Annotated in this window: 18 protein-coding genes; 9 read left to right on the forward strand and 9 right to left on the reverse strand. The window is 52.9% G+C overall.

Annotated elements, in window-relative coordinates; genetic code table 11:
• Positions 1–240: 240 nt before the first annotated feature.
• Positions 241–969 carry a 3-deoxy-manno-octulosonate cytidylyltransferase gene (gene kdsB, locus DUE52_RS05305; protein ID WP_114404945.1) on the reverse strand — a complete coding sequence of 243 codons (729 nt, stop codon included), beginning with the start codon at positions 967–969 and terminating at the stop codon, positions 241–243.
• 94 nt (positions 970–1,063) lie between these two features.
• Here kdsB and DUE52_RS05310 point away from each other — a divergent pair, with 94 nt between their 5' ends.
• From DUE52_RS05310 to DUE52_RS05325, 4 genes are all read left to right on the forward strand, one after another.
• Complete coding sequence (locus DUE52_RS05310; protein WP_114404946.1) at positions 1,064–1,927, forward strand: hypothetical protein; 864 nt, start codon at positions 1,064–1,066, stop codon at positions 1,925–1,927.
• A complete protein-coding gene (locus DUE52_RS05315; protein ID WP_229312071.1) occupies positions 1,924–2,991 on the forward strand; it encodes a LysM peptidoglycan-binding domain-containing protein in 1,068 nt (355 codons plus the stop codon). Before DUE52_RS05310 ends, DUE52_RS05315 begins: the two co-directional genes overlap by 4 nt.
• Before the next feature lie 140 nt (positions 2,992–3,131).
• Positions 3,132–3,353, forward strand: coding sequence for a hypothetical protein (locus DUE52_RS05320; RefSeq protein WP_114404947.1), 222 nt, complete (start codon positions 3,132–3,134; stop codon positions 3,351–3,353).
• 83 nt (positions 3,354–3,436) lie between these two features.
• Entirely contained in the window at positions 3,437–4,234 is a 798-nt protein-coding gene (locus tag DUE52_RS05325; RefSeq protein ID WP_114404948.1) for a TIGR02757 family protein, read from the forward strand.
• Between the two features lie 12 nt (positions 4,235–4,246).
• Here DUE52_RS05325 and DUE52_RS05330 read toward each other — a convergent pair whose 3' ends face one another.
• Together DUE52_RS05330 and DUE52_RS05335 are read right to left on the reverse strand one after the other, a co-directional pair.
• A complete protein-coding gene (locus DUE52_RS05330; protein WP_133299767.1) occupies positions 4,247–5,080 on the reverse strand; it encodes a hypothetical protein in 834 nt (277 codons plus the stop codon).
• A 164-nt stretch (positions 5,081–5,244) separates the two neighbouring features.
• Positions 5,245–6,345 carry an acyloxyacyl hydrolase gene (locus DUE52_RS05335; RefSeq protein ID WP_114404950.1) on the reverse strand — a complete coding sequence of 367 codons (1,101 nt, stop codon included), beginning with the start codon at positions 6,343–6,345 and terminating at the stop codon, positions 5,245–5,247.
• 268 nt (positions 6,346–6,613) lie between these two features.
• Here DUE52_RS05335 and DUE52_RS05340 point away from each other — a divergent pair, with 268 nt between their 5' ends.
• The gene (locus DUE52_RS05340) at positions 6,614–7,579 is read left to right on the forward strand and encodes an aldose 1-epimerase (RefSeq protein WP_114404951.1); all 966 of its coding nucleotides are present in this window, start codon (positions 6,614–6,616) and stop codon (positions 7,577–7,579) included.
• Positions 7,580–7,653: 74 nt separating this feature from the next.
• Here DUE52_RS05340 and amaB read toward each other — a convergent pair whose 3' ends face one another.
• The gene (gene amaB / locus DUE52_RS05345) at positions 7,654–9,186 is read right to left on the reverse strand and encodes an L-piperidine-6-carboxylate dehydrogenase (RefSeq protein ID WP_114404952.1); all 1,533 of its coding nucleotides are present in this window, start codon (positions 9,184–9,186) and stop codon (positions 7,654–7,656) included.
• 263 nt (positions 9,187–9,449) lie between these two features.
• Here amaB and DUE52_RS05350 point away from each other — a divergent pair, with 263 nt between their 5' ends.
• A complete protein-coding gene (locus DUE52_RS05350) occupies positions 9,450–10,109 on the forward strand; it encodes a hypothetical protein (RefSeq protein WP_114404953.1) in 660 nt (219 codons plus the stop codon).
• Between the two features lie 104 nt (positions 10,110–10,213).
• Positions 10,214–11,833 carry a hypothetical protein gene (locus DUE52_RS05355; RefSeq protein WP_133299768.1) on the forward strand — a complete coding sequence of 540 codons (1,620 nt, stop codon included), beginning with the start codon at positions 10,214–10,216 and terminating at the stop codon, positions 11,831–11,833.
• Positions 11,834–11,955: 122 nt separating this feature from the next.
• Here the strand turns inward: DUE52_RS05355 and DUE52_RS05360 are convergent, their stop codons facing one another.
• The 3 genes from DUE52_RS05360 to DUE52_RS05370 form a co-directional block, all read right to left on the reverse strand.
• Positions 11,956–13,116, reverse strand: a complete 1,161-nt coding sequence (locus DUE52_RS05360) for a PepSY-associated TM helix domain-containing protein (RefSeq protein ID WP_114404955.1) — start codon at positions 13,114–13,116, stop codon at positions 11,956–11,958.
• A gap of 12 nt (positions 13,117–13,128) precedes the next feature.
• On the reverse strand, positions 13,129–15,429 hold the full coding sequence (locus tag DUE52_RS05365; protein WP_229312072.1) for a TonB-dependent receptor: 2,301 nt from the start codon (positions 15,427–15,429) through the stop codon (positions 13,129–13,131).
• Positions 15,430–15,660: 231 nt separating this feature from the next.
• Positions 15,661–16,251 (reverse strand): DNA-3-methyladenine glycosylase, encoded by a 591-nt coding sequence (locus tag DUE52_RS05370; RefSeq protein ID WP_114404957.1) that lies wholly within the window; start codon positions 16,249–16,251, stop codon positions 15,661–15,663.
• A 231-nt stretch (positions 16,252–16,482) separates the two neighbouring features.
• Here DUE52_RS05370 and DUE52_RS05375 point away from each other — a divergent pair, with 231 nt between their 5' ends.
• Positions 16,483–16,686, forward strand: a complete 204-nt coding sequence (locus tag DUE52_RS05375; protein ID WP_114404958.1) for a hypothetical protein — start codon at positions 16,483–16,485, stop codon at positions 16,684–16,686.
• Complete coding sequence (locus tag DUE52_RS05380; RefSeq protein WP_114404959.1) at positions 16,683–17,735, forward strand: saccharopine dehydrogenase family protein; 1,053 nt, start codon at positions 16,683–16,685, stop codon at positions 17,733–17,735. The genes DUE52_RS05375 and DUE52_RS05380 overlap by 4 nt, the downstream gene beginning before the upstream one ends.
• A 67-nt stretch (positions 17,736–17,802) precedes the next feature.
• Here the strand turns inward: DUE52_RS05380 and DUE52_RS05385 are convergent, their stop codons facing one another.
• Complete coding sequence (locus DUE52_RS05385) at positions 17,803–18,693, reverse strand: YicC/YloC family endoribonuclease (RefSeq protein ID WP_114404960.1); 891 nt, start codon at positions 18,691–18,693, stop codon at positions 17,803–17,805.
• A 6-nt stretch (positions 18,694–18,699) separates the two neighbouring features.
• Complete coding sequence (gene pdxA / locus DUE52_RS05390; RefSeq protein WP_114404961.1) at positions 18,700–19,860, reverse strand: 4-hydroxythreonine-4-phosphate dehydrogenase PdxA; 1,161 nt, start codon at positions 19,858–19,860, stop codon at positions 18,700–18,702.
• Between the last annotated feature and the right edge of the window lie 20 nt (positions 19,861–19,880).

Consider the following 19,880-nt stretch of genomic DNA (forward strand, 5'->3'; position numbering starts at 1 on the left):
ATAAATGGATCCGGGTGGCCTTAGCCGTCTTACAATCGGGGAAGCCGTTTGATTCTCGACTAAACCTGCCAACCGAAGAAAATTTGGTTTCAAACTTGTAAAATTTGACAGTTCATAGGTACGCGACTGCCGGACCAATGGTTGCGTGCCTCACGGCACGCGGTCTTTAGCAAAAACCGATCTCCTACCGACGCTGCGCTGTTCAATCCCTTCGGGAAACCGCGTTTTCCAGTAACCTTTCTACTTTACTAACCGCTCCAGATCCTCCGGTGTGTCGATGCCGTAGCTGTCCAGTTCCGTCACGACGCAGCGAATCCGGTAGCCGTTTTCGAGCCAGCGGAGTTGTTCGAGGGCTTCGGCTTTTTCCAGGAGGGAAGGCGGCAACTCCGTAATCTGGCCCAGAATATCAGCCCGGTAGGCGTAAATACCGATGTGTTTGTAAAATAAATGGTGCTGTAGCCACGCTTCCGACGGCCAGCCGCGCAAGTATGGAAGCGTCTGGCGACTGAAGTACAGAGCCTCTCCCCGGCTGTTCAGCACAACTTTCGGCGTACTCGGATTAAACAGCACCGCCGGATCGTCGATTCGCTTCACCAGCGTGGCCAGTTCCGTCTTTCCATCCAGCACCGAAGCCAGCAGATCAATCTGCTCGGGTTTGATAAAAGGCTCATCACCCTGAATATTAATTACATAATCGAACGTTTCCCCAACGGCCCGCATCGCTTCGTAACACCGGTCGGTTCCGCTCTGGTGATTCTCGGAGGTCATGATGACCTCTCCGCCAAACGCGCGAACCGGCCCCGCAATGGCTTCGTGGTCGGTCGCAATCACTACCCGGCTGAGGGAGGTCGCCTTCTGGGACTGCTCCATCACGCGTTGAATCATGGTTTTTCCACCAATATCCGCCAGGGCTTTGGCCGGAAAACGGCTGGAGGCATAACGAGCCGGGATAATTCCGAGGATGTTCATTCGTCGATTTTCGGTATTTTTGGTGCAAGATACGCGGAACTCGGCTTACACGGGAAAAAATGGCGTGTTGATTCTGGCCCGATCTCTATTCTGAATGACCGACGCAAACCCCAATTCGTTGCCTATCGCTTTCCAACTACGGTTTTCGGACCCGGTTTGGCGACTGGTTTTTGAACAGGTCGATACGAGCCCTGGCCTGTTTGTTGCCGAATTGCGAAACCGGGACTCCCAGACACTGACCTTCGCAACCGTGGCATTACCGGATGGGAAACCCGTTTCCGAAATAACACCTTCGCTGCCGTTTCATTCTTCCCTGATTGGCCTCTGGAACGGCCAGGCCCTCTACCACCGCTTCGACAACAACCGGTTGCCGGTTCCGACTGCCCTGGGAAATGTGGACCTGAAAACCGGTCAGCCGCGCTGGGAATGGCCCCAACACGTTTTGACCGGAGCCAATGCCGAACAGGTTTGGGCGCAACGGGCGTCGCTGACCGACCTGGCCACCTCCCCCGTTGTGGCCTTTCGGCTGGCCGATGGCGAACCGGTTGAAACCGCTGAAAATCCACCGGTTTTTAACAATTCACGCTTGTCTTTTCCCGTTTCTTATACGACGGCCAGCACTTGGTGGCCGGTTGTCGACCGGTATATAAAAAAACAGACGCAGCAGCAGCCGATTGGCCCGGTCGAGTATTTGGAAATTGGCGATAAACTTATTTTTTCGTATTATTATCGTGAAACAAACGATCAGCTACACGCATCCGTGTTGATCACCGACCGTCTACGAACGACCTGGTTGCACCAGAAAACCGGCCAGCACCCCGAAACCGCCCGGCCGCTCTCCGACTCGAACGTCCAGCCGTTGGTCGGAAACGGCTCTTTCTGTGTCTGGCAAAACCAGATCATCATTCAAACCACTTCAACTTGTCTTACGAGTTATTTTTTGAAATCAATGCCATGAAGCGACTGATGCCGCTGTTACTAGCTGGCTGGCTGACCAGTATCGTTACGCAAGCCCACCCTGTTCTGCCGGATTCGCTCGGAATGGAGAAGAAAGACGGCAAACTGTACGTCCTGCACCGGGTCGAACAGGGGCAAACACTGTATTCGCTCGTTCGGAAATACAATACCACCGTTCAGGCCATCAAAGACGCGAATCCGGGCCTTGCCGATGGCGTCCGCTACGATCAGGTAGTCCGGGTTCCGGCCAGCAATTTGTCGCGGAAAGAAGAGAAAGCCGTGACAAAGGCCATCAAAAAGGAGGAAAAAGAGTCGCTGAAACGCGAGGAGCGTCAAGTGAAACAGGAAACCGTTCGGGAAGCCAACAGCGGTATTCACCAGGTAGAACCGGGGCAAACCCTGTATAGTCTGGCGTCACGCTACGGAGTTTCGATGGATGAGGTCCGCAAATGGAACAACCTTTCGTCCGACCACATCGTGAGTGGTCAGGCGCTGATCGTGTCGGAAAAGGCGTGGCGTGTACGCGAACCGCTGGCCAAACCCGTCGCCGTGGCCCCCACGCACCGCTCTGACTCCTCGACCGAAGTCGCACGAACATCCCGCAACGACTCGCCCAAAACCGAGCGACCGGCGGCTCCTCCACGCACGGTTCCAACGCCCCCCCGGGAAGAACCCAGCCGACCCGTGGAAAGCGAGCGACCAGCCGCCGAACCCACCAGCTCGGCTCCCTCAGAACCCCGCATCATTCGCCCCGGCGATTCAGGCCCGCTTCCAAACCCCGGTGGCAATACGCGTCGCATTTCCGAAATCGGGATGGCCGAAATCATCGAAAACTCCGGCAACTCGAACAAATACCTGGCCTTGCACCGCTCCGCCCCCATCGGCACGCTGGTTCTGGTACGAAACGACATGAACCAACAGTCGATCTGGGTGAAAATTATCGGCCGCCTGCCCGACACCAGCGTCAATGACAAAGTGATCGTGAAAGTTTCGGCACGGGCCTTCGAGAAACTTTCTCCCGCCGATCGGCGTTTTCGTGCTGAGGTCAGTTACTTAATGCCTTGAATGGTTAAAAATGGTTTTAATGGTTGGATGGCTGTCTTGGCATCCAATTACAAAGCCGTCAATCATTTTTAACAATTAAACCATTCAAACCATACAGCCATTTAACCATCCTCCAGTTTTATTCGACGTTACTCTGATTTATGCTTACACCAGAACAAAAAGCCGAACGCATTGCCCGCCGGCACAAAGAACGGGAAGAGAAGATGAAGGCAACCACGGGCTACAAAGTCTGGAGTACCGTCTTCACCCTTTCCTACCCAATCATTGCCCTGTTTACGGCCTTGTTTTCCGTCGTTGTTTCGTTTTTTTCCAAGATCTCACAAGGCGTGGTTTACGTGTTGAGTGGCGGAAAAAGTAAATAATTGCCTGCCCAACTGAAATTTCCGGCGCATTCAACAATCGATTGGAATGCCTGCCTTCTGCCTTTGTGGTTCAAACCGTCCTCATGTACGATTCCGTATTTGTAAAAGAATTACTCGACCGAAAAGTCGGGCAGTATAACCAGCATTCGTTTATCGAAAAAGATCCTATCAGTATTCCACACCGGTTCAGCCGGCGGCAGGACATCGAAATCATGGGATTTTGGGCGGCCGTGCTGGCCTGGGGACAACGTCCGGTCATTCTCAAAAAAGCCAGCGACCTGATTGGCCTGATGGACGGCGCACCCTACGATTTTGTGCTGAACCACCAGGACACTGATCTGAAGCGGTTTCTAGACTTCAAACACCGTACGTTCAACGCAACGGACACCTTGTACTTCCTGCATTTCTTTCGCCAGTTTTACCAGCACCACGAAACCCTGGAGGATGCCTTCGTACCCGCCCGTAACCTCGAACAAGGGCCGGATGAGAGCAACCGGCACCCGGTAGGAATCTTCCTGGAAACGTTTCACAACCGGTTTTGCGACGATCCTTTTTTTCCGGATCGAACCCGCAAGCACATCGCTACGCCCTCCCGCAATTCATCCTGCAAACGGCTGAATATGTTTCTGCGCTGGATGGTTCGGCGCGATGAACAGGGCGTCGACTTCGGCCTCTGGAACCGCATCCGGCCGGAACAACTCATCATTCCCATCGACGTGCATGTGGAACGCGTGGCCCGAAAACTGGGGCTCCTGGATCGTCCTCAAACCGACTGGAAAGCCGCCGTTGCGTTAACCGAAACCCTGAAACAATTTGATCCGGCCGATCCGGTAAAATACGATTTTGCCCTGTTTGGGCTGGGTGTGGAAGGCGAAATGTAAGCCCGGTTTGGGTTACTCCAGTTTTAATCCGGGAAGGTCGATCTGGTGAATAAACCACCAGTTGTTCTCATTTCCGTAACAAACCAATTTTCCCTTGTTGGTAAACAACGGTTTTCTGTTTTTCTCCCGTCCATAATGAAGGGCCAGGTGAACAGTTCCCTTCCGTTGGTTTTCGTTTAGATCGATACCTTCGATTGTCCAGCCGACAAGCAAATACTTGCCCAGATAGGCCCGGTACGTATCGAATTTTACAATCACATGCTGATACAAGTCCTCCAGTGGATTATTGTTGATGTAGAAATGAGGAGACAGGCAGCTTTCCAATCGTTCATAATCATGCTCGAATAAACCGGTGAGTAACTCGTCGGCAACGAAAATACAGGAGTGCGTATAATCCGGACAATAATAATTGTAGTCGATGCTGTAGCTGATGCCCGGCAGACGAATGTCCTTCACTTCCCGCTTAAAAACCAAATCGGTCAGGAACGAGTAGAGTTTCCGATCGTCCGCGTTGCTGTGTGGGTCCGATATGGCAATTTCAATTCCGTTGTGGGCCAGCAACAGCAGAAGCCGATCGACTTCCCGACTCACCTGACTATCCGACAATTCATGGGATGGCCGATAAGCCGGACGTCCAATGAAGTCATAAATCGGGAGTGTACGGGCGGTGAGCGATAATTGGTAGTAGAGTAAGTTATGCCTCCTTTCCTTATAGTCTACTACCTCTTTCGGTAATCGTCCTTCTCCAAACACAGCCTCCCGTTCCAGGGCCTGTTTGAGCTGACTGATTTCGTTATGCGCTTTGTATATTTCATCGGGGGAAAGCACTTCTTCGGATGCAAACACGGCGAACGACAAATTTAGGTAGTTACATAGTATGGTATTGCTCACTAAATACTATACGATGAAAAACCTCAAAAGTCACATTTTCTCTTTCCATTTCATTAAATAATTATTTTTATACCCTGGTTCTGTGCCGGTGCTGCAACGGCAGGCATCCCGGCGATGGTCTACAGGCTGTAGCCTGCCATGACGCTAAAGCCTTTCGTATTTTCGCCGTAGGCTTTTACGCTCATCCCGGCCGTGATTCCATTGCGTAGCCGATAGAGCAGGTTATAACGCTGATAGGAGGCCGGTTTATACCATTGGGGCCGAATGATGTTCCAGCCGTGATGAGCCGCAAAGATGAAACGCCCCTGCCAGAATTCGTAACCCGCCAGAATGGTACCCTGGCGGGCATCGGTAACGCGGCCTCTTGTCCAGGTCATGACCTGTTCCTTAAAATACCGGTCGTCCACCAGTTCGAAGCCCGCCGAAAAGGCGTGATTTCGCGTCACCCGGTATCCTCCCACCACATTCACCCCAAATACCGGCAACGCCATTTCCGGCTTTGTATCCGTTTCAGGCAACACCCGCACCGAACCCATCATCAAAACCCGGCTCATCCACCGCCGGGTTAAGGGGGCCGGAACCCACAGGCGGGTGTCGGGAAAAACCGCCGGATGCAGTTGGTATTGCGCTCCCAGGGCGATGGTCGGAACATTCATACCCTGGTTGGGCAATCGCGTGCCGGCGTTGGAAATATGGTTGTAGGTAGCACCGAGCGTAAGATCCCACTGCTTCGTCAGCCGGTAGTGGCCCGTAAAACTAGCGGCAATCAAGGCACTGACGGGCATACTGAAGTGGTCATTGGTCGGATTGTCAACAGGGTCGTAAACGCGGGTCAGGTACGTGAGTCCGGCCAGGCCCCGAACCGAAAAATACAACCGGCTGCGGTAGTTGATCAGGGGTTCAAAAAACAGACCGGCGCCCATCGTGCGTCCCAGCGGATCGGGATTGCGGAACGTAATGTAGTTGATATAACCGCCCACCTGCGCAAAACACTGGCAGTTTTCCCACGCCCGCCGACGCAAACTTACCTGACTATAAGCTAGTTCAACGCCGATTGGCGTTTGCCGGGAAGCCGGAACAACTTGATTGGATTTTGAGATTCCCTGCTGCCAGGTTAAACCAAATTGCCGCTGAGCTGTTAAAGTATCTGTACCTACCTGTCCGAACGCCGACGACATAAAAACCGGTAAAAGCACGAGAAGCGTGTAAAAATTCCGCATAAATCCTTGTCTTACAAATAGTTTTTTAATTGCTATTTTTCAACAAGTTACATGCCATTTTGAATCTTTTAAAAGTTATTTTATTCAAGACGATTACTTTACTATTTCGTACAATTTGTGATGGCTTTAATCCAAAAAAAGTCCTTTTCAGGTACCTGTCCCGGGCTGAATCCGCACAAAAAATAAAAAGTGTCTATCTTCGTGTTTCCGGTTTAACACACGAAGCATACCCGACTATCCCCAGTTGACATCTTAATCGAATCGAAAAATGCCTTTTGAAATCCACCATCAGCCTTTTGGCGCATTTACCGAATATTCCATTCACAACATCGAAACCGGCGAATTTGTCAGTCTGTTGCCCGCCCACGGTGCCATGGTCCGGCAACTGGTGCTGCGTCACCAGAGCTCAACTCAGGAATCCAAACTGGTTTCACTCATCCGGGCTCCCCAATCACAGCAGGCGGTGCTGGCCGACGAAACCCACGCCAGTGCCCTGCTTTTCCCGTTTCCCAGCCGCATCCGGCACGGTATTTACGCTTTTGAGGGTGAAATGTTTACCCTCCCGATGAATGAAGCCCACCACGATAACGCCATTCACGGTTTCGTCTTTGGCAAAGCGTTTGAACTGTTTGGGCAGGAAATCAGCGAATTAGAAGCCTCGATGACGCTCCGCTACCTCCACGACGGCTCCTACCCCGGCTACCCCTTTCCGTTTGAATTCCGAATCCGGTATACCTTGTCGTCAGCCGGCCTGACGGTGGCCTACGAAGCCCAAAATACCGGCAATAGAACCGCCCCCGTCAGTTTTGGCTGGCACCCCTACTTTACCCTGAACGAAGAACCCGTCGATCAACTGACCATCGAATTGCCAGCCGCCAAACAGGTTTTGCTGGATGACCATCTGCTGCCGGTTGGCGAAGCGATTTTTGAACAGCAAGGTGAACTGACGCTCCGCGATCGGGTGCTGGATGCAGTTTTTATCGTTGAAGAAAACAACGGAGCGGGCGTCACGACGGTTTTGCGGTCGGCCCAACAAGGGCTTCAACTGAACGTCTGGCAGGAAACCGGCCCGAAAAAATTCAACTACCTGGTGGTGTATACCCCCGTTGGACGTGACAACATCGCCATCGAGTCGCTCACCAGCAACGTCAACGCCCTCAACAACGGCCAGGGCCTCATCGTTCTGGAACCCAACGAAGTGGCCAAAGGTACTATTCGGGTTAGCTTGAGTTAAAAAATGATGAATGATGGATGATGAACGATGAATGGAACGTGTTATTTAGCCATTCATCGTTCATCATCCATCATTCATAATTCAAATTTGATTCCCTGCGCCAGCGGCAGTGTCGTTCCGTAATTGATGGTGTTGGTTTGACGGCGCATGTAGGCTTTCCAGGAATCGGAGCCGGATTCGCGACCGCCCCCGGTTTCTTTTTCGCCCCCGAAGGCCCCGCCGATCTCGGCCCCCGACGTCCCGATGTTCACGTTCGCAATGCCGCAATCCGACCCGGCAACTGAAAGAAACCGCTCGGCTTCGCGCAAATTGAGCGTAAAAACCGCCGATGACAAGCCCTGCGGAACGCCGTTTTGCAGGGCAATAGCTTCTTCCAATGTCTGGTATTTCAGCAAATACAGGATCGGCGCAAACGTCTCGTGCTGAACAATTTTGGTCTGCGCGGGCATCTCGGCAATGGCGGGCCGGACATAACAACCCGATTCGAAAGCGGGGCCTTCCAGCACTTCACCATCAATCAGCAACCGCCCCCCCTGCTCCTTGATCTGGAACAAGGCCGATTGATAAGCCGACACAGCCGACCGGTCGATCAGCGGCCCCACGTGGTTTTGTTCCTCCAGCGGATTTCCAATATGGAGCTGTCCATAGGCCTTTACCAGACGCTGCTTGACATCCTCATAAACCGACTCCTGAATAATCAGCCGTCGCGTGGACGTACACCGTTGGCCGGCTGTCCCCACCGCCCCAAAGACAATAGCGGGAATGGCGACGTTCAGATCGGCATGTTGTGAAATAATAATGGCGTTGTTGCCGCCCAGTTCGAGCAAATACCGACCCAGCCGCCCGGCAACGGTTTGTGCCACCGCCTTGCCCATGCGCGTGGAACCGGTGGCCGACACCAGCGCAATCCGCGGGTCTTCCGCCAGCCATGCGCCCACCTCACGCCCTCCCGTTATCAGACACGAAACGCCTTCCGGAACCTCGTTTTGCTCCAGCACATCTTTGATAATCTGCTGACACGCCAACGCCGTGAGGGGTGTTTTTTCCGACGGTTTCCAGATGCAGACGTTGCCACAGACCCAGGCCAGCATCGCGTTCCACGACCAAACCGCCACCGGAAAATTAAAGGCCGAAATAATTCCGACCACCCCCAGCGGATGCCACTGTTCGTACATCCGGTGGTCGGGGCGCTCGCTGTGCATGGTTTGGCCGTAGAGTTGTCGCGACTGACCCACGGCAAAATCGCAGATGTCGATAATTTCCTGCACCTCGCCCATTCCCTCCTGCAGGGATTTTCCCATTTCGTAGCTGACGAGCGTGCCGAGTTCTTTTTTGTACTGCCGAAACTGCTCACCCATCTGTCTGACAATCTCACCCCGTTTTGGGGCCGGAACGCTCCGCCATTCCAGGAATGCCGCCCGGGCAGTTCCCACCACCTGGTCATAGTCTTCGTAAATGGTGGGAAAAACGCGGGCCATCAATTGGCCGTCGACGGGTGAATACGAATCCAGCAGGTGTTCTTCCGCTGACGAGTGCCAAAAGGCCTGGCCGGTGCTGGTGCCCGACATCAGTGGCTGTGTTTTTAGTTTTTGAAGGAATTGTTGCATACCGGTAAATTATTCAAAAGCCATCAGTTTGGCACCCGAAAAGATGCCGCAGCTAATTTGAGAACAAAATTATGATAAAGGAACCCGCTAATGTGATAATTATTTCCCAACCCCGACCAATTACTAATATTTCATATCCATTTCAATTTTGTTGTCTGATAATTGCTTAACTTCCGATAATAAATCTGTTTACTAACTAATAAGTGCGTATGAATAAACCAGTTACAGCTTTTTTAATATGCTTTTTAATCACCACCAGCGCGATGCGTTTAGCCGCTCAATCGGTTCGTGATTCCATCCGATTACAACCCGCTCCGTACGCCATTGGTTTGCAGGTGGGCTCAACCGGTTTGGGAATTCAGCTCGCCAAAAACCTCCGCCCCGACGCCCGGCTCGTGGGTCGTGTCGGCGTCAGTTACTTTGCTTACGACGGTGTCTTCCGGGTAAAAGCCGGAGACGGCAAGCTGAACATCACGCCCGATCTGGTGATGGGCATTGCGCTGGCGTCCGTCAAGTGGCACCCGTTCAAGCGGAACCAGCTATTCGTAACCGGTGGGGCAGGCTATACGTGGCGGCCCGATGTGAAGGCCAATGTGATCGCCGAGGGCAAGGTGAAATTTGGCGGGATCGAGATTTCGGAAGAAAACCTCGGCGTTGTCAACGCTTCACTGAAGTGGAACAGCGTTCTGGGATACGCCGGTTTCGGCTACGGCCGTTCGACGCCCGTCCGCCGGTTGGGTTTTGCGGTGGAGTTAGGCGCTTATTACCTCGGTTCACCCAAAGTCGATCTGCAATACACCGGTTTTCTGGAAACGACTACCATCGACGAACAAATACCGGTTATTCAGCAAAATCTAAAAAGTTATCGCTTTCTCCCCTCTCTTCAATTTTTATTGACCTACGGTTTATTCAACAGAAAATAGAGTATAGATGAAAGAAATGAGACCCATAGCCATGGTGTATCTACAAGCCAAGCTTCGTCTTTCTTCTCTTGTCTCTCCTCTTTACTCAACAAAATCATCTCGTTATGAAACGCTTGTTATCAATGGTATGTGTGCTGGTGGTAGGGTTGCTCGATGCATGCCAGAATCCGGTCGAAAATGTTGAACTTAAATTTAAAGACCCGCTGGCGGTGGCCGTTCAGGTCAAATATACGATTCCAGCCGGGTTGACGCCCGATAAACTCACCGTCAAAATTGCGGGGCCGGACGCCGAAAAAATTGTTACGACGCTCAATACCAAAAAATTCAAACTGACTTCTGACGGCAAATTGTTTCTGTGTTTGTCGCCCTCCACAACGGCATCCTCTACCGCTCCGATTCGGTTCAACATTGTGACCCTGGCCGATGAGTTGGTCGATAACATTCAGGAAATCAAGCTCGAAAACACAACGCCCCGCAACCTGACCATTCCGTTGCTGAGTAACAAAAACAACGCCGAACCGGCCCAGGAGTCGTTCAAGAGCAGCGACAACGGGACGGTGCAAACGGCGGCCACGGTGCAGACGAAAGCCGAACCCAACGTGACCCAGGCAACCGTCACGGTGCCGCAGGGCAGTGAGGTGAAAGACGTGGCCGGCCAGCCGGTGGGTGGCGACCTGACCGTAACGGCCGATCCCATCAACAACAGCTCCACGACAAAGGCGGTTTCGGAATTACCGGGCAACGGCATCATCAACGCATCGACACCCGCCGGTGGTTTTCTGGGCAATCAGCAGGTTCTGTCGGTCGCCGGTGGTGCCCACATAACGGTTTATAACGATGACTATCAACTGGCAAAAACGTTTTCGAAACCGATCCGGATTTCCTTTGCCCTCAGTTCGCAGATGATGAACCCGACGCTGGGCCGAAACATTCAGCCGGGTGACGTCATTCCGTTGTTCAGCTTCGATGAAGTTGCCAATAAATGGACGCGGGAAGAACCCGGCAAGGTGCAGCGGGCGACCAATGGCAGCCTGGAATACGTGGCCGATATCAGCCACCTTTCACTCTGGGTGGCGGCTTTCACCGAAGAGGTTTGCGCCGATGGCCCGACGTTCAAATTTGTCAGTAACTATCCCGACCGCAGCCCGGCCTACCGTGTGGAAGCCATCGACCAGGACGGCAACATCGTGGTACGCGCCGGAAATCCGCTTACCTTTTCCACGGCCATCAACAATGGCAGTTCGGTTCGGCTGACCAACCTGAAAAAAGGGTTGCGAATCCGGCTCCGGTTGTACGACAATGCCAGCAAAGCCTACGTTTCGCCCGAAATCGACGCCTGTGCCAACAGCGAGGTCTCATTCGATCTGAAAGCGGTTCCCTACACCCCACTGCCGCCCACAGCGCCCGACAGCCGCCGGGAAGTGACCATTTTCTTCAACTTCAAGTGCGGCCCCAACGGTGTGAACCCGGACAAATTGCCTTTTAAAGTTTTGTATGCGCAATACCGGGCTGCCGGAAGCCAGGACGACTGGCAGGACCTGCCCACGCTGGCATTTCCTTCGCTCAGTGCGAAAGTGATGATTCAGCTCAACAAGGCGTATGACTTGCGAGCCGGTTCCATTCCGGATCGTCTGGACATTGAAATCAACAATTACACCGTCACCAGCACAAGCTGGCCCATTAACTTCACGACGGAAGAAAGTAAACAGTATTGCAATCCGTAAAGGAAGTGGAATGATAAATGTAAAATGATGAATGCTGAATGTAAAAGTAGTCAGGCGCTCTGAAACGCACTTTTACATTCAGCATTTTACATTTATCATTCTCTTTTATCCTGTCAACCCGCTTAAACCGCCTGGGTTTTCGCTACGCGCCGTTGCGATTTGAGGACCTTTTTCTTCCGGCGTCCCCACCAGATGATGAAACCAGTCACGGGCAAACTGGCGCAGATCACACTGGCACAGAAGGCCAGAATTTTGCCGGGTAAACTCAGAATGGCACCCACGTGAATATCGTAATTCATCCGCCGGAGTTTATCGCCAAAACCGGCGGTTTCATATTCACCAAAATAGGGCCCTTCGCCGGTTAAAGCCTTGAGCGTGTATTGATCGAAGGTGTAATAATCCGTTTTGTAATACGTACCGGGTCGGTGGTTGATCGAAACCGAAATGGATTCCGACGCCCGTTCGGGGCAGGAAATATACAGGCTGGCGGTTTCGGTTTTGTTTTTGTAAAACTGCTGCCAAAGCCGGTCGGTGGGGTTTGCATACCGCCGGGTTTGGGTCGAGTCCGACAAAGGAAGCTGGTAGTCAGGCATGTTTTTCCCGCCCGAGGTGGTCCAGTAAATCGATTTGGACAGCCACTGAATCCCGAAAATCATGCCGGTTATGGCCAAAACCAGCGAAATGAACAGGGCGTAAAAACCAGGCACATTGTGAAGGTCGTAATTGACCCGTCGCCATTGGGCTTTCCACTTGACTTTGAAGCTCTTATCCCGATTGGACCGACTCCATTTTTTCGGCCACCACAGCACCATTCCGGTAATCAGCATCATCGTAAAAACCAGCGTGCCATACGCCACCACCGGCTGCCCGATTTCTTCCGGTAACCACAAATAGTAATGCCCGTGGAGAATGAAATGAAAGAAATCCGTTTCTTCATCCACCACCTTCAACACCTCGCCGGTATACGGATTCAGATACACCTGAAAATAATAATCGGGATTTGCGCCGTAAAACGGCACGTTGACGCTGTGACCCAACGCCCCGTAATTGACGCCTTTCGCCGGTTTGCCCGGAACCTGCTTCTCCGCAATAGCCTGTAATCGGGAAGGCGGCAGAATCATGCCCCCGGCTACCGGCTCAACATACTGAAACGGGCGAACGATGCTTTTGATTTCCTGCTCAAAGGCCAGAATACAGCCCGTGATCGCCACCACAAACACCAAAAGCCCGGACGCCAGTCCGAGCCAGAGGTGTAGTTTTCCAACCAACTTTTTTACCGTCATTCGATCCACTTATCAAAATTTATACCCTAAACTCAGCCGGAAATTACGGGGTGCCTCAGCCTGCCAGTAATAGGCCCGGCTCCAGGCATAATAAGCCCCCGAATACAGATACGCGTCCAGAATATTGTTCACATTCAGCGCGACACTCATGCGGTTATTCTGCCAGGAAATAGCGCCATCCAGCCGGAAGGTGTTGGGCATCGTCGGCTTGTCATCGACGGCATCCGAAAACCAGCCGTAGCGGTCGAGTTGCCATTGGTAACCCAACGAAGCGCCCAATCCCTGCAAGGCGCCCTTCCGCAAGCGATACGACAACCAGGCATTGGTCACGTGTTTGCTAAAACCGGGAACCGGCAGTCCCACGTTTTCCGACTTCGTATCTTTCGTGATTTTGCCATCGGTGTAGGCGTAATTGATCACCAGGTTCATACCGGGCAGCAGTTCGCCCCGAATGTCCACTTCAACGCCTTTGGTCTGGGTCTCGCCCAGTTGAATCGAATAGTTCGGATTGGTTGGATCAGTCGTCAGCACGTTGTTTTTCGTGATCTGATACACCGAAACCGTCGAGTTCCAGCGACCGTCGGCCCAGTCTTTCTTCAAACCGGCTTCGAGGTTATTGCCCGTAATCGGATCGAAGGCTTTGCCCTGCCGGTCGGCACCCGATTGTGGAACAAAAGCCTGATCGTATAAGGCGTATATCGAAGTCTGTTTATTGATCGAACCGCTGATCCCGACGCGGGGGGTGAACTTCGTTTCATCCGTTCCGGCCCCATACTGGCTGTCTTTCACCGATGTTAGCCGACCCGCCAGCGTCAACCGAATCCGATCCTGCCAGAACCGTAGTTCATCCTGCACGTATAAACCGGTGAATGACTGGCTCATGACGTTGACGCCGGCACGGGCCCTCAGGCTGGTCGAACGGTCGAATTTCGGAATCAGGTGTGCAGGCAGATAATAATTCGGGGCATTGGAGTTGAACACGAAGGTGCTGTCATACAACGGAAAACTCTGCCCCCAGTCGGCCATGTATTTCTTGTTTCCCAAATCCAGCCCACCCAAAATCCGGTGGACGACCGGGCCGGTCGTCACTTCGCCATTGACAAAAATTTGCCCGAACTTGCTTTCGTTGGCGGCATCCCAGATCCCGTTATAGCTGTAAATCCGCCCGTCGGTTTTCGCCGAATCGGCCCAGAGCGAACTGCCGACCTGGTTGAAATTGAAATACGCCAGTTGACCCGTCAGTTTCCAGTTGTCACTGATCTGGTGCTCAAAAATCAGGAAAGCACTGTGGTCATGAATAACCGTAGGATCGAGGTTGGCAAAGGAGTTGGTCGCATTGCGGGGCTGTTTGGCCAGGCCATTGGCGTCGAATACGTACGCGGAACCAATCGCCGACATCTGGGAATACTGGTAGGTGTATTCGGCCGTAATCGACGTCTGCTCGTTGATTTTGTACTTCACCACCGGCGCAATCGTATACCGGTTATTGAACTCGAAATCGCGGTGCGAGCCTTTCGACTGCCCCATCACGTTCAGCCGATACAACAGGCGGTTGTCCTGGCTCAGTTTCCCGTCCAGATCGAGGGTGGCGCGGTAGGTATCGAAACTTCCGACCGCGAAGGTGGCTTCTCCGCGGGTCACACCGGTCGGCTTTTTGGTCACAACGTTGTAAAAACCGCTGGGTTCGCCGTTGGCCATCATAAACCCGGCCGGGCCTTTCACAAACTCGATCCGTTCCACCATCGACAGATCTTCCGCCAGCGGCCCCCAGGTCGATTGCACGTTCATCCCGTTGCGGAAGGGAGCCACGCGCGATCCACGCATGTTCAGCCGGGCGTAATTGTCCCAATGTTCCTGCCGGGTAACGCCACTGACGTTCCGGGAAACGCCTTCAAGCATGTCGAAAATCTGCTGATCAGCAAGCAATTGCCGGTTTACCACCTGAATGTTTTGCGGCACTTCCAGCAAGGGCGTTTTCAGTCGCAGGCTCGACGAAGGAATGTCGGTTTTGTACGTATTTTTCCCTTCAACCACCACTTCCTCGAGTTGTTCGGCATTTTCGAGCACGGTCAGATCAGGCACTTGGGTGGTTTCACCGGCTGTGACGGTGACAGCCTGGCGAAGGCGGGCGTGGCCCACGCGGCTAATGACCAGCACCTGCTGACCAGCCGGTACATTCGGAATAAGGTATTCGCCGGACTCATTGGTAATGGTTCCCAGGCGGGTTCCCGCCACGCGAACGTTGACCTGCGCCAGTGGCCGGGCGTCGGCAGTGCGGGTTTTTCCGGTAATCGAACCGGTATTTTGAGCCATTACCGTAAAGCAAAACAGACTCATACAGAGCACAGACAGGGGTATAAAGAGACGGTTCGTTAGCGTAGATTTGTTCATTTCGATTGTATTCACAAATGTTATTTAGACTAATTATTGATTGCAAAGGTATATCCGAACGGGCTGCGTCCCAATATTTTCATCAAAATTTTAGTCGAATTTGGCAAAAACCGGCTCTAGCCTGTGAAAAGCGCCTTTTATCGTATTAAGAATTTACGGCTTACTCACAAACCGGTTACCTTTCACATAAAACCGGTAGGGCAACTCTGCGCCCTGCGTGATGCCGATGCGCGTTGTCGTCACCATGTCGAAGTTATTCAGTTGGCTGGGGCGAATGTAAATGCCGGATTCGGTGAGTGACAGGAAGTTGTGATCCCGCGAAATGCCCATAGCAATCACCAGTTTGCCGGGGCCGCTGGTCAGGCCGCGCAAACCGGCTTTGGTAGCGGGATCGAGGTTCCGCCGTTCGCCCATCAGGTCGATGCCTTCGGTGGGTTCGAGCGCCCGAATCAGAACAGCCTCCCCCACATCTTCCGGCCCCGTAACGACGTTCAGGCAATGGTAAAAACCGTAAATCAAGTATACGTACAGCGTTCCCGCCGGGCCAAACATGGCGGCATTCCGGGCGGTTTTGCGTCGGTAGGCGTGGCAGGCCGGGTCGCCGGTCAGGTAGGCTTCGGTTTCCACGATGATGCCCGCCGTGGTTCCTTCCGGGCTTTCGTGAACCAGTTCACAGCCCAGCAAACGCCGGGCAAGCGTAAGGGTATCGTGATTTTCGTAAAATTCGGGGAGTAGTTTACTCATCACTATGGTAACGGCTAAATAAGAAAGCTGTTTAAGATTTTGGATAGGAACACGGATCGGGCGGATGAAACGGATCAAAAACTGATTTTTATTTTGATCTGCGGAAATCTGTTCTATACGTTTAATCCGTGTTCCTATCCCGTTGCAAAGTATTTATGATTTTCTGTAAATGAGATCCAATTGCGTATATTAGCCCAATTACGGAGCTTAGAATTTGAACTCTCAAAAATTATGGTACGTGTTTCAGACTTTTTTAAGGAAGAAAGAGACCCGCTCTTCATTCGGGGACTTGAAAAGAAGGCATTGGAAAAGGACCGGTCTTTTACCAAAGCCCTGCTGGCAGAAAACAAATTCAGCGTTGAAGACATCGCCCGTTTGGTGGACGTATCGGTTGAGTTTGTTGAAGAGGTGAAGAATGAGATGAAAATAGCATGAAAAAAATTCTTGTGGTTGGCATGGGGAAAGTCGGCTCGCTGGTTGGCATTCTCCTCAACAAACGCTTTTCCGTAACGGGTTTCGACAAATTACCACCGGCCTACGACCTCCCCTTCCCGGTCATTTCGGGTGATGTTACCGACGAAACCACCCTCCTGCAAACGCTGGCCGGTTTCGACGCCGTGGTCTCCTGCCTGCCCTACAACCTGAACCTGCCGATTGCCACCACCGCCTGGGAGTTGGGCCTGCATTATTTCGACCTGACGGAAGATGTTCCGACCACCACCGCCATTCGTCGGATGGCCGAAACCGCCAAAGCCGTCATGGCTCCGCAGTGCGGGCTGGCGCCCGGCCTGATCGGCATCGTGGGCGCCGACCTCGCCAAACGGTTCACCAAACTCCGGGATATCGAACTGCGCGTGGGCGCTCTGCCGCGCTACCCGAACGGCTTGCTGGGCTATTCGTTTACGTGGTCGCCCGCCGGGGTGATCAATGAATACCTGAACGATTGCGAAGTGATTTCAAACGGCGTTTTCAAAACCGTCCCGGCCCTCGACGGCATCGAAGTCATCAACATCGAAGGGCAGGAATTTGAAGCATTCAGCACCTCCGGCGGTTTGGGAACCATGTGCGAAACCTACGCGGGCCAGGTCGATACGCTGAATTACAAGACCATTCGCTACCCCGGTCACGCCAAGCTGATGCGGTTTTTGTTGTATGAACTGATTCTGAAAGACAAACGCGTGCTGGTCGAGCAGATTCTGACCGAAGCCAAACCGCCCGTGCAGGCCGATGTGGTCTATGTGTATGCCGTGGTCGAAGGCTGGAAAGGAGCCGTTCTCGAACGCGAAGAGTTTTACCGGGCCTATCACCCCCGCGAAATCGACGGAAAACCCTGGCGGGCCATCTCCTGGACCACCGCCGGATCGGTAGCCGCCGTCGTTGAACTGGTGGCCGACGGTTTACTGCCCCAAAAAGGCTTCATCAAACAGGAAGAAATTCCGTTTGAACGCCTGCTGGGAACCCATAACGGAGCGTTTTTTAAATAGCCCTGACAGCGCCGGGCCGTCGATACGGTCGAAGACCCTGTCAGGGCCTGTCAGGGCCTGTCAGGGTTTAGATCACATTCAGCGTCTGCTCCTTGATTTTCTCCAGTTCGTCCTTCATCTGCACCACCAGCCGCTGAATGGCGGCATCGTTGGCTTTGGAACCGATGGTGTTGATTTCCCGGCCAATCTCCTGCGCAATGAAATTAAGTTTTTTACCATTGGCCTCCTCAGCCGCGAGCACTTCCATGAAATAACTCAAGTGGTTTTTCAACCGAACTTTTTCTTCGGAAATGTCGAATTTCTCGATGTAATAAATCAGCTCCTGCTCAAACCGGTTCTGGTCAAATTCGTCACTGCCCATCAATTCGACCACCATGCTGCGCACCCGTTCGCGAACCGCCGGAATGCGCTTTACATCCTGCACCTCGATCAGCGTCAGGCGGTCGGTAATGATCTGGATATATTCTCTGAACTTGATTTCCAGGCCATTGCCCTCCTGCTGCCGGAATTCGTCACATTTCCGCACGGCTTCCAGGGCGGTCAACTGAATCAGTTCCCAGTCGCTGGCGGCCGTGTCCGACGCACTGGAGGCTTCCGAATTGAAGGCGTTGGGCTGTTGCAAAGCCAGTTTGAACAGATCGCCATCCGACACATCCAGCAAAAATCCCTGTGAGGTTTCGCGGAGGTCCTTCAGATAGGCTTCGATCAGCGGGCGGTTGACGGTCACCCCCGGCCGAACATCCGACAGGCGGGTCACATTCAGCGACAGCTCCACTTTGCCGCGCTCCAGTTTCTGCGTAAGCAGATTTCGCAATTCAACTTCTTTATCGGAGAACACCCTCGGTAACCGGCAATAAATATCCAGAAACTTAGAATTCAACGTTTTTACTTCAGCAGTTACCGTCAGCCCGTTGGCTTCCTGGGTCGCACTGCCGAACCCGGTCATCGATTTTAGCATAATTTTTTAAGCAGACTGCTCACTTATTTTACCACTTGGCGTTTTCTTATTCAATGCATTCCGTTCAATTTCCGCCATTTCTTTGCGGTATTTCGACACATCGCAAGCCACGTAAATCGCCTGAATCATCGAGGTTTCGTCGGCCAGGTTTTTCCCGGCAATGTCATACGCCGTGCCGTGGTCGGGCGAGGTGCGAACCACCGGCATACCGGCGGTAAAATTGACGCCCTCGTCGAACGCAATGGTCTTGAAGGGAATCAACCCCTGATCGTGGTACATGGCCAGCACGGCATCGTACTTGCGATACGCCCGGGTCCCGAAAAAACCGTCCGACGCAAAAGGGCCATAAATCAACTGCCCTTTGTTGCGCAATTCCTGAATCAGCGGTTTCAGGATTTCCTGCTCCTCGTTGCCCAGCAACCCCTCTTCGCCCGCGTGTGGGTTGAGCCCCAGCACCGCAATGCGCGGTTTTCGAATGCCAAAGTCGCCCCGCAAGGATTGGTACATCAACTGTAGTTTCTGCAACACTTTCTCTTTCGTGATGTTCGACCGGATCCGACCCAGCGGAATGTGGCCCGTTACAACACCAACCCGCAACACGTCGCTTACCAGAAACATCAGGTTTTCTTTCACCTCGAACGCTTCGGCAAAATATTCGGTATGTCCCGGAAATTGGAAGGTTTCGGTCTGGATGTTATTTTTATTAATCGGAGCCGTCACGATGGCATCCAGATGACCCGCCTTGAGGTCTTCCGTAGCCCGTTGCAAACACGCCAGCGCGGCCTGCCCGGCTTCGGGCGTCACTTTGCCCGGCTGAACTTCCTGCCCCTGCCGATCCCCCCCCGGATTGCCGCCCTGGTCGTTCCAGCAGGTGATGACGTTGGTAAACTTCGGATTGGCCTGCCCAACCTGCTGAATCCCGTTCAGATTCCAGTCTTTCAACGACAGGCCACTTTGCTGCAACATATTCCGATAGCGGTTCAAAACGCGCATCGAACCATAGATAACCGGGGTGCAGATTTTTTGCAAGCGGTTGTGTTGCAAGGCTTTCAGGATGACTTCCGGCCCAATCCCGTTGTAATCCCCGAGGGTGATTCCGATGACTGGCCGACGGGTTTGGGATTCCGGTTGGCGTTCGTTATTTTTCTCCGATTGGCGCGGTTCCATTTAAGTTATTAGTTTCGCCC

Origin of the sequence: Larkinella punicea (assembly GCF_003334855.1) — a bacterium.
GTDB lineage: Bacteria > Bacteroidota > Bacteroidia > Cytophagales > Spirosomataceae > Larkinella > Larkinella punicea.

Excerpts from the sequence above, each read along its gene's own strand:
- DUE52_RS05355 (WP_133299768.1), top strand. The coding sequence starts at position 10,214 with ATGAAACGCTTGTTATCAATGGTATGTGTGCTGGTGGTAGGGTTGCTC.
- DUE52_RS05340 (WP_114404951.1), top strand. The coding sequence starts at position 6,614 with ATGCCTTTTGAAATCCACCATCAGCCTTTTGGCGCATTTACCGAATAT.
- DUE52_RS05325 (WP_114404948.1), top strand. The coding sequence starts at position 3,437 with ATGTACGATTCCGTATTTGTAAAAGAATTACTCGACCGAAAAGTCGGG.
- DUE52_RS05370 (WP_114404957.1), bottom strand. The coding sequence starts at position 16,251 with ATGAGTAAACTACTCCCCGAATTTTACGAAAATCACGATACCCTTACG.
- kdsB (WP_114404945.1), bottom strand. The coding sequence starts at position 969 with ATGAACATCCTCGGAATTATCCCGGCTCGTTATGCCTCCAGCCGTTTT.
- DUE52_RS05365 (WP_229312072.1), bottom strand. The coding sequence starts at position 15,429 with ATGGCTCAAAATACCGGTTCGATTACCGGAAAAACCCGCACTGCCGAC.
- DUE52_RS05385 (WP_114404960.1), bottom strand. The coding sequence starts at position 18,693 with ATGCTAAAATCGATGACCGGGTTCGGCAGTGCGACCCAGGAAGCCAAC.
- pdxA (WP_114404961.1), bottom strand. The coding sequence starts at position 19,860 with ATGGAACCGCGCCAATCGGAGAAAAATAACGAACGCCAACCGGAATCC.
- amaB (WP_114404952.1), bottom strand. The coding sequence starts at position 9,186 with ATGCAACAATTCCTTCAAAAACTAAAAACACAGCCACTGATGTCGGGC.
- DUE52_RS05350 (WP_114404953.1), top strand. The coding sequence starts at position 9,450 with ATGCGTTTAGCCGCTCAATCGGTTCGTGATTCCATCCGATTACAACCC.
- DUE52_RS05315 (WP_229312071.1), top strand. The coding sequence starts at position 1,924 with ATGAAGCGACTGATGCCGCTGTTACTAGCTGGCTGGCTGACCAGTATC.
- DUE52_RS05310 (WP_114404946.1), top strand. The coding sequence starts at position 1,064 with ATGACCGACGCAAACCCCAATTCGTTGCCTATCGCTTTCCAACTACGG.
- DUE52_RS05360 (WP_114404955.1), bottom strand. The coding sequence starts at position 13,116 with ATGACGGTAAAAAAGTTGGTTGGAAAACTACACCTCTGGCTCGGACTG.
- DUE52_RS05320 (WP_114404947.1), top strand. The coding sequence starts at position 3,132 with ATGCTTACACCAGAACAAAAAGCCGAACGCATTGCCCGCCGGCACAAA.
- DUE52_RS05380 (WP_114404959.1), top strand. The coding sequence starts at position 16,683 with ATGAAAAAAATTCTTGTGGTTGGCATGGGGAAAGTCGGCTCGCTGGTT.
- DUE52_RS05335 (WP_114404950.1), bottom strand. The coding sequence starts at position 6,345 with ATGCGGAATTTTTACACGCTTCTCGTGCTTTTACCGGTTTTTATGTCG.
- DUE52_RS05375 (WP_114404958.1), top strand. The coding sequence starts at position 16,483 with ATGGTACGTGTTTCAGACTTTTTTAAGGAAGAAAGAGACCCGCTCTTC.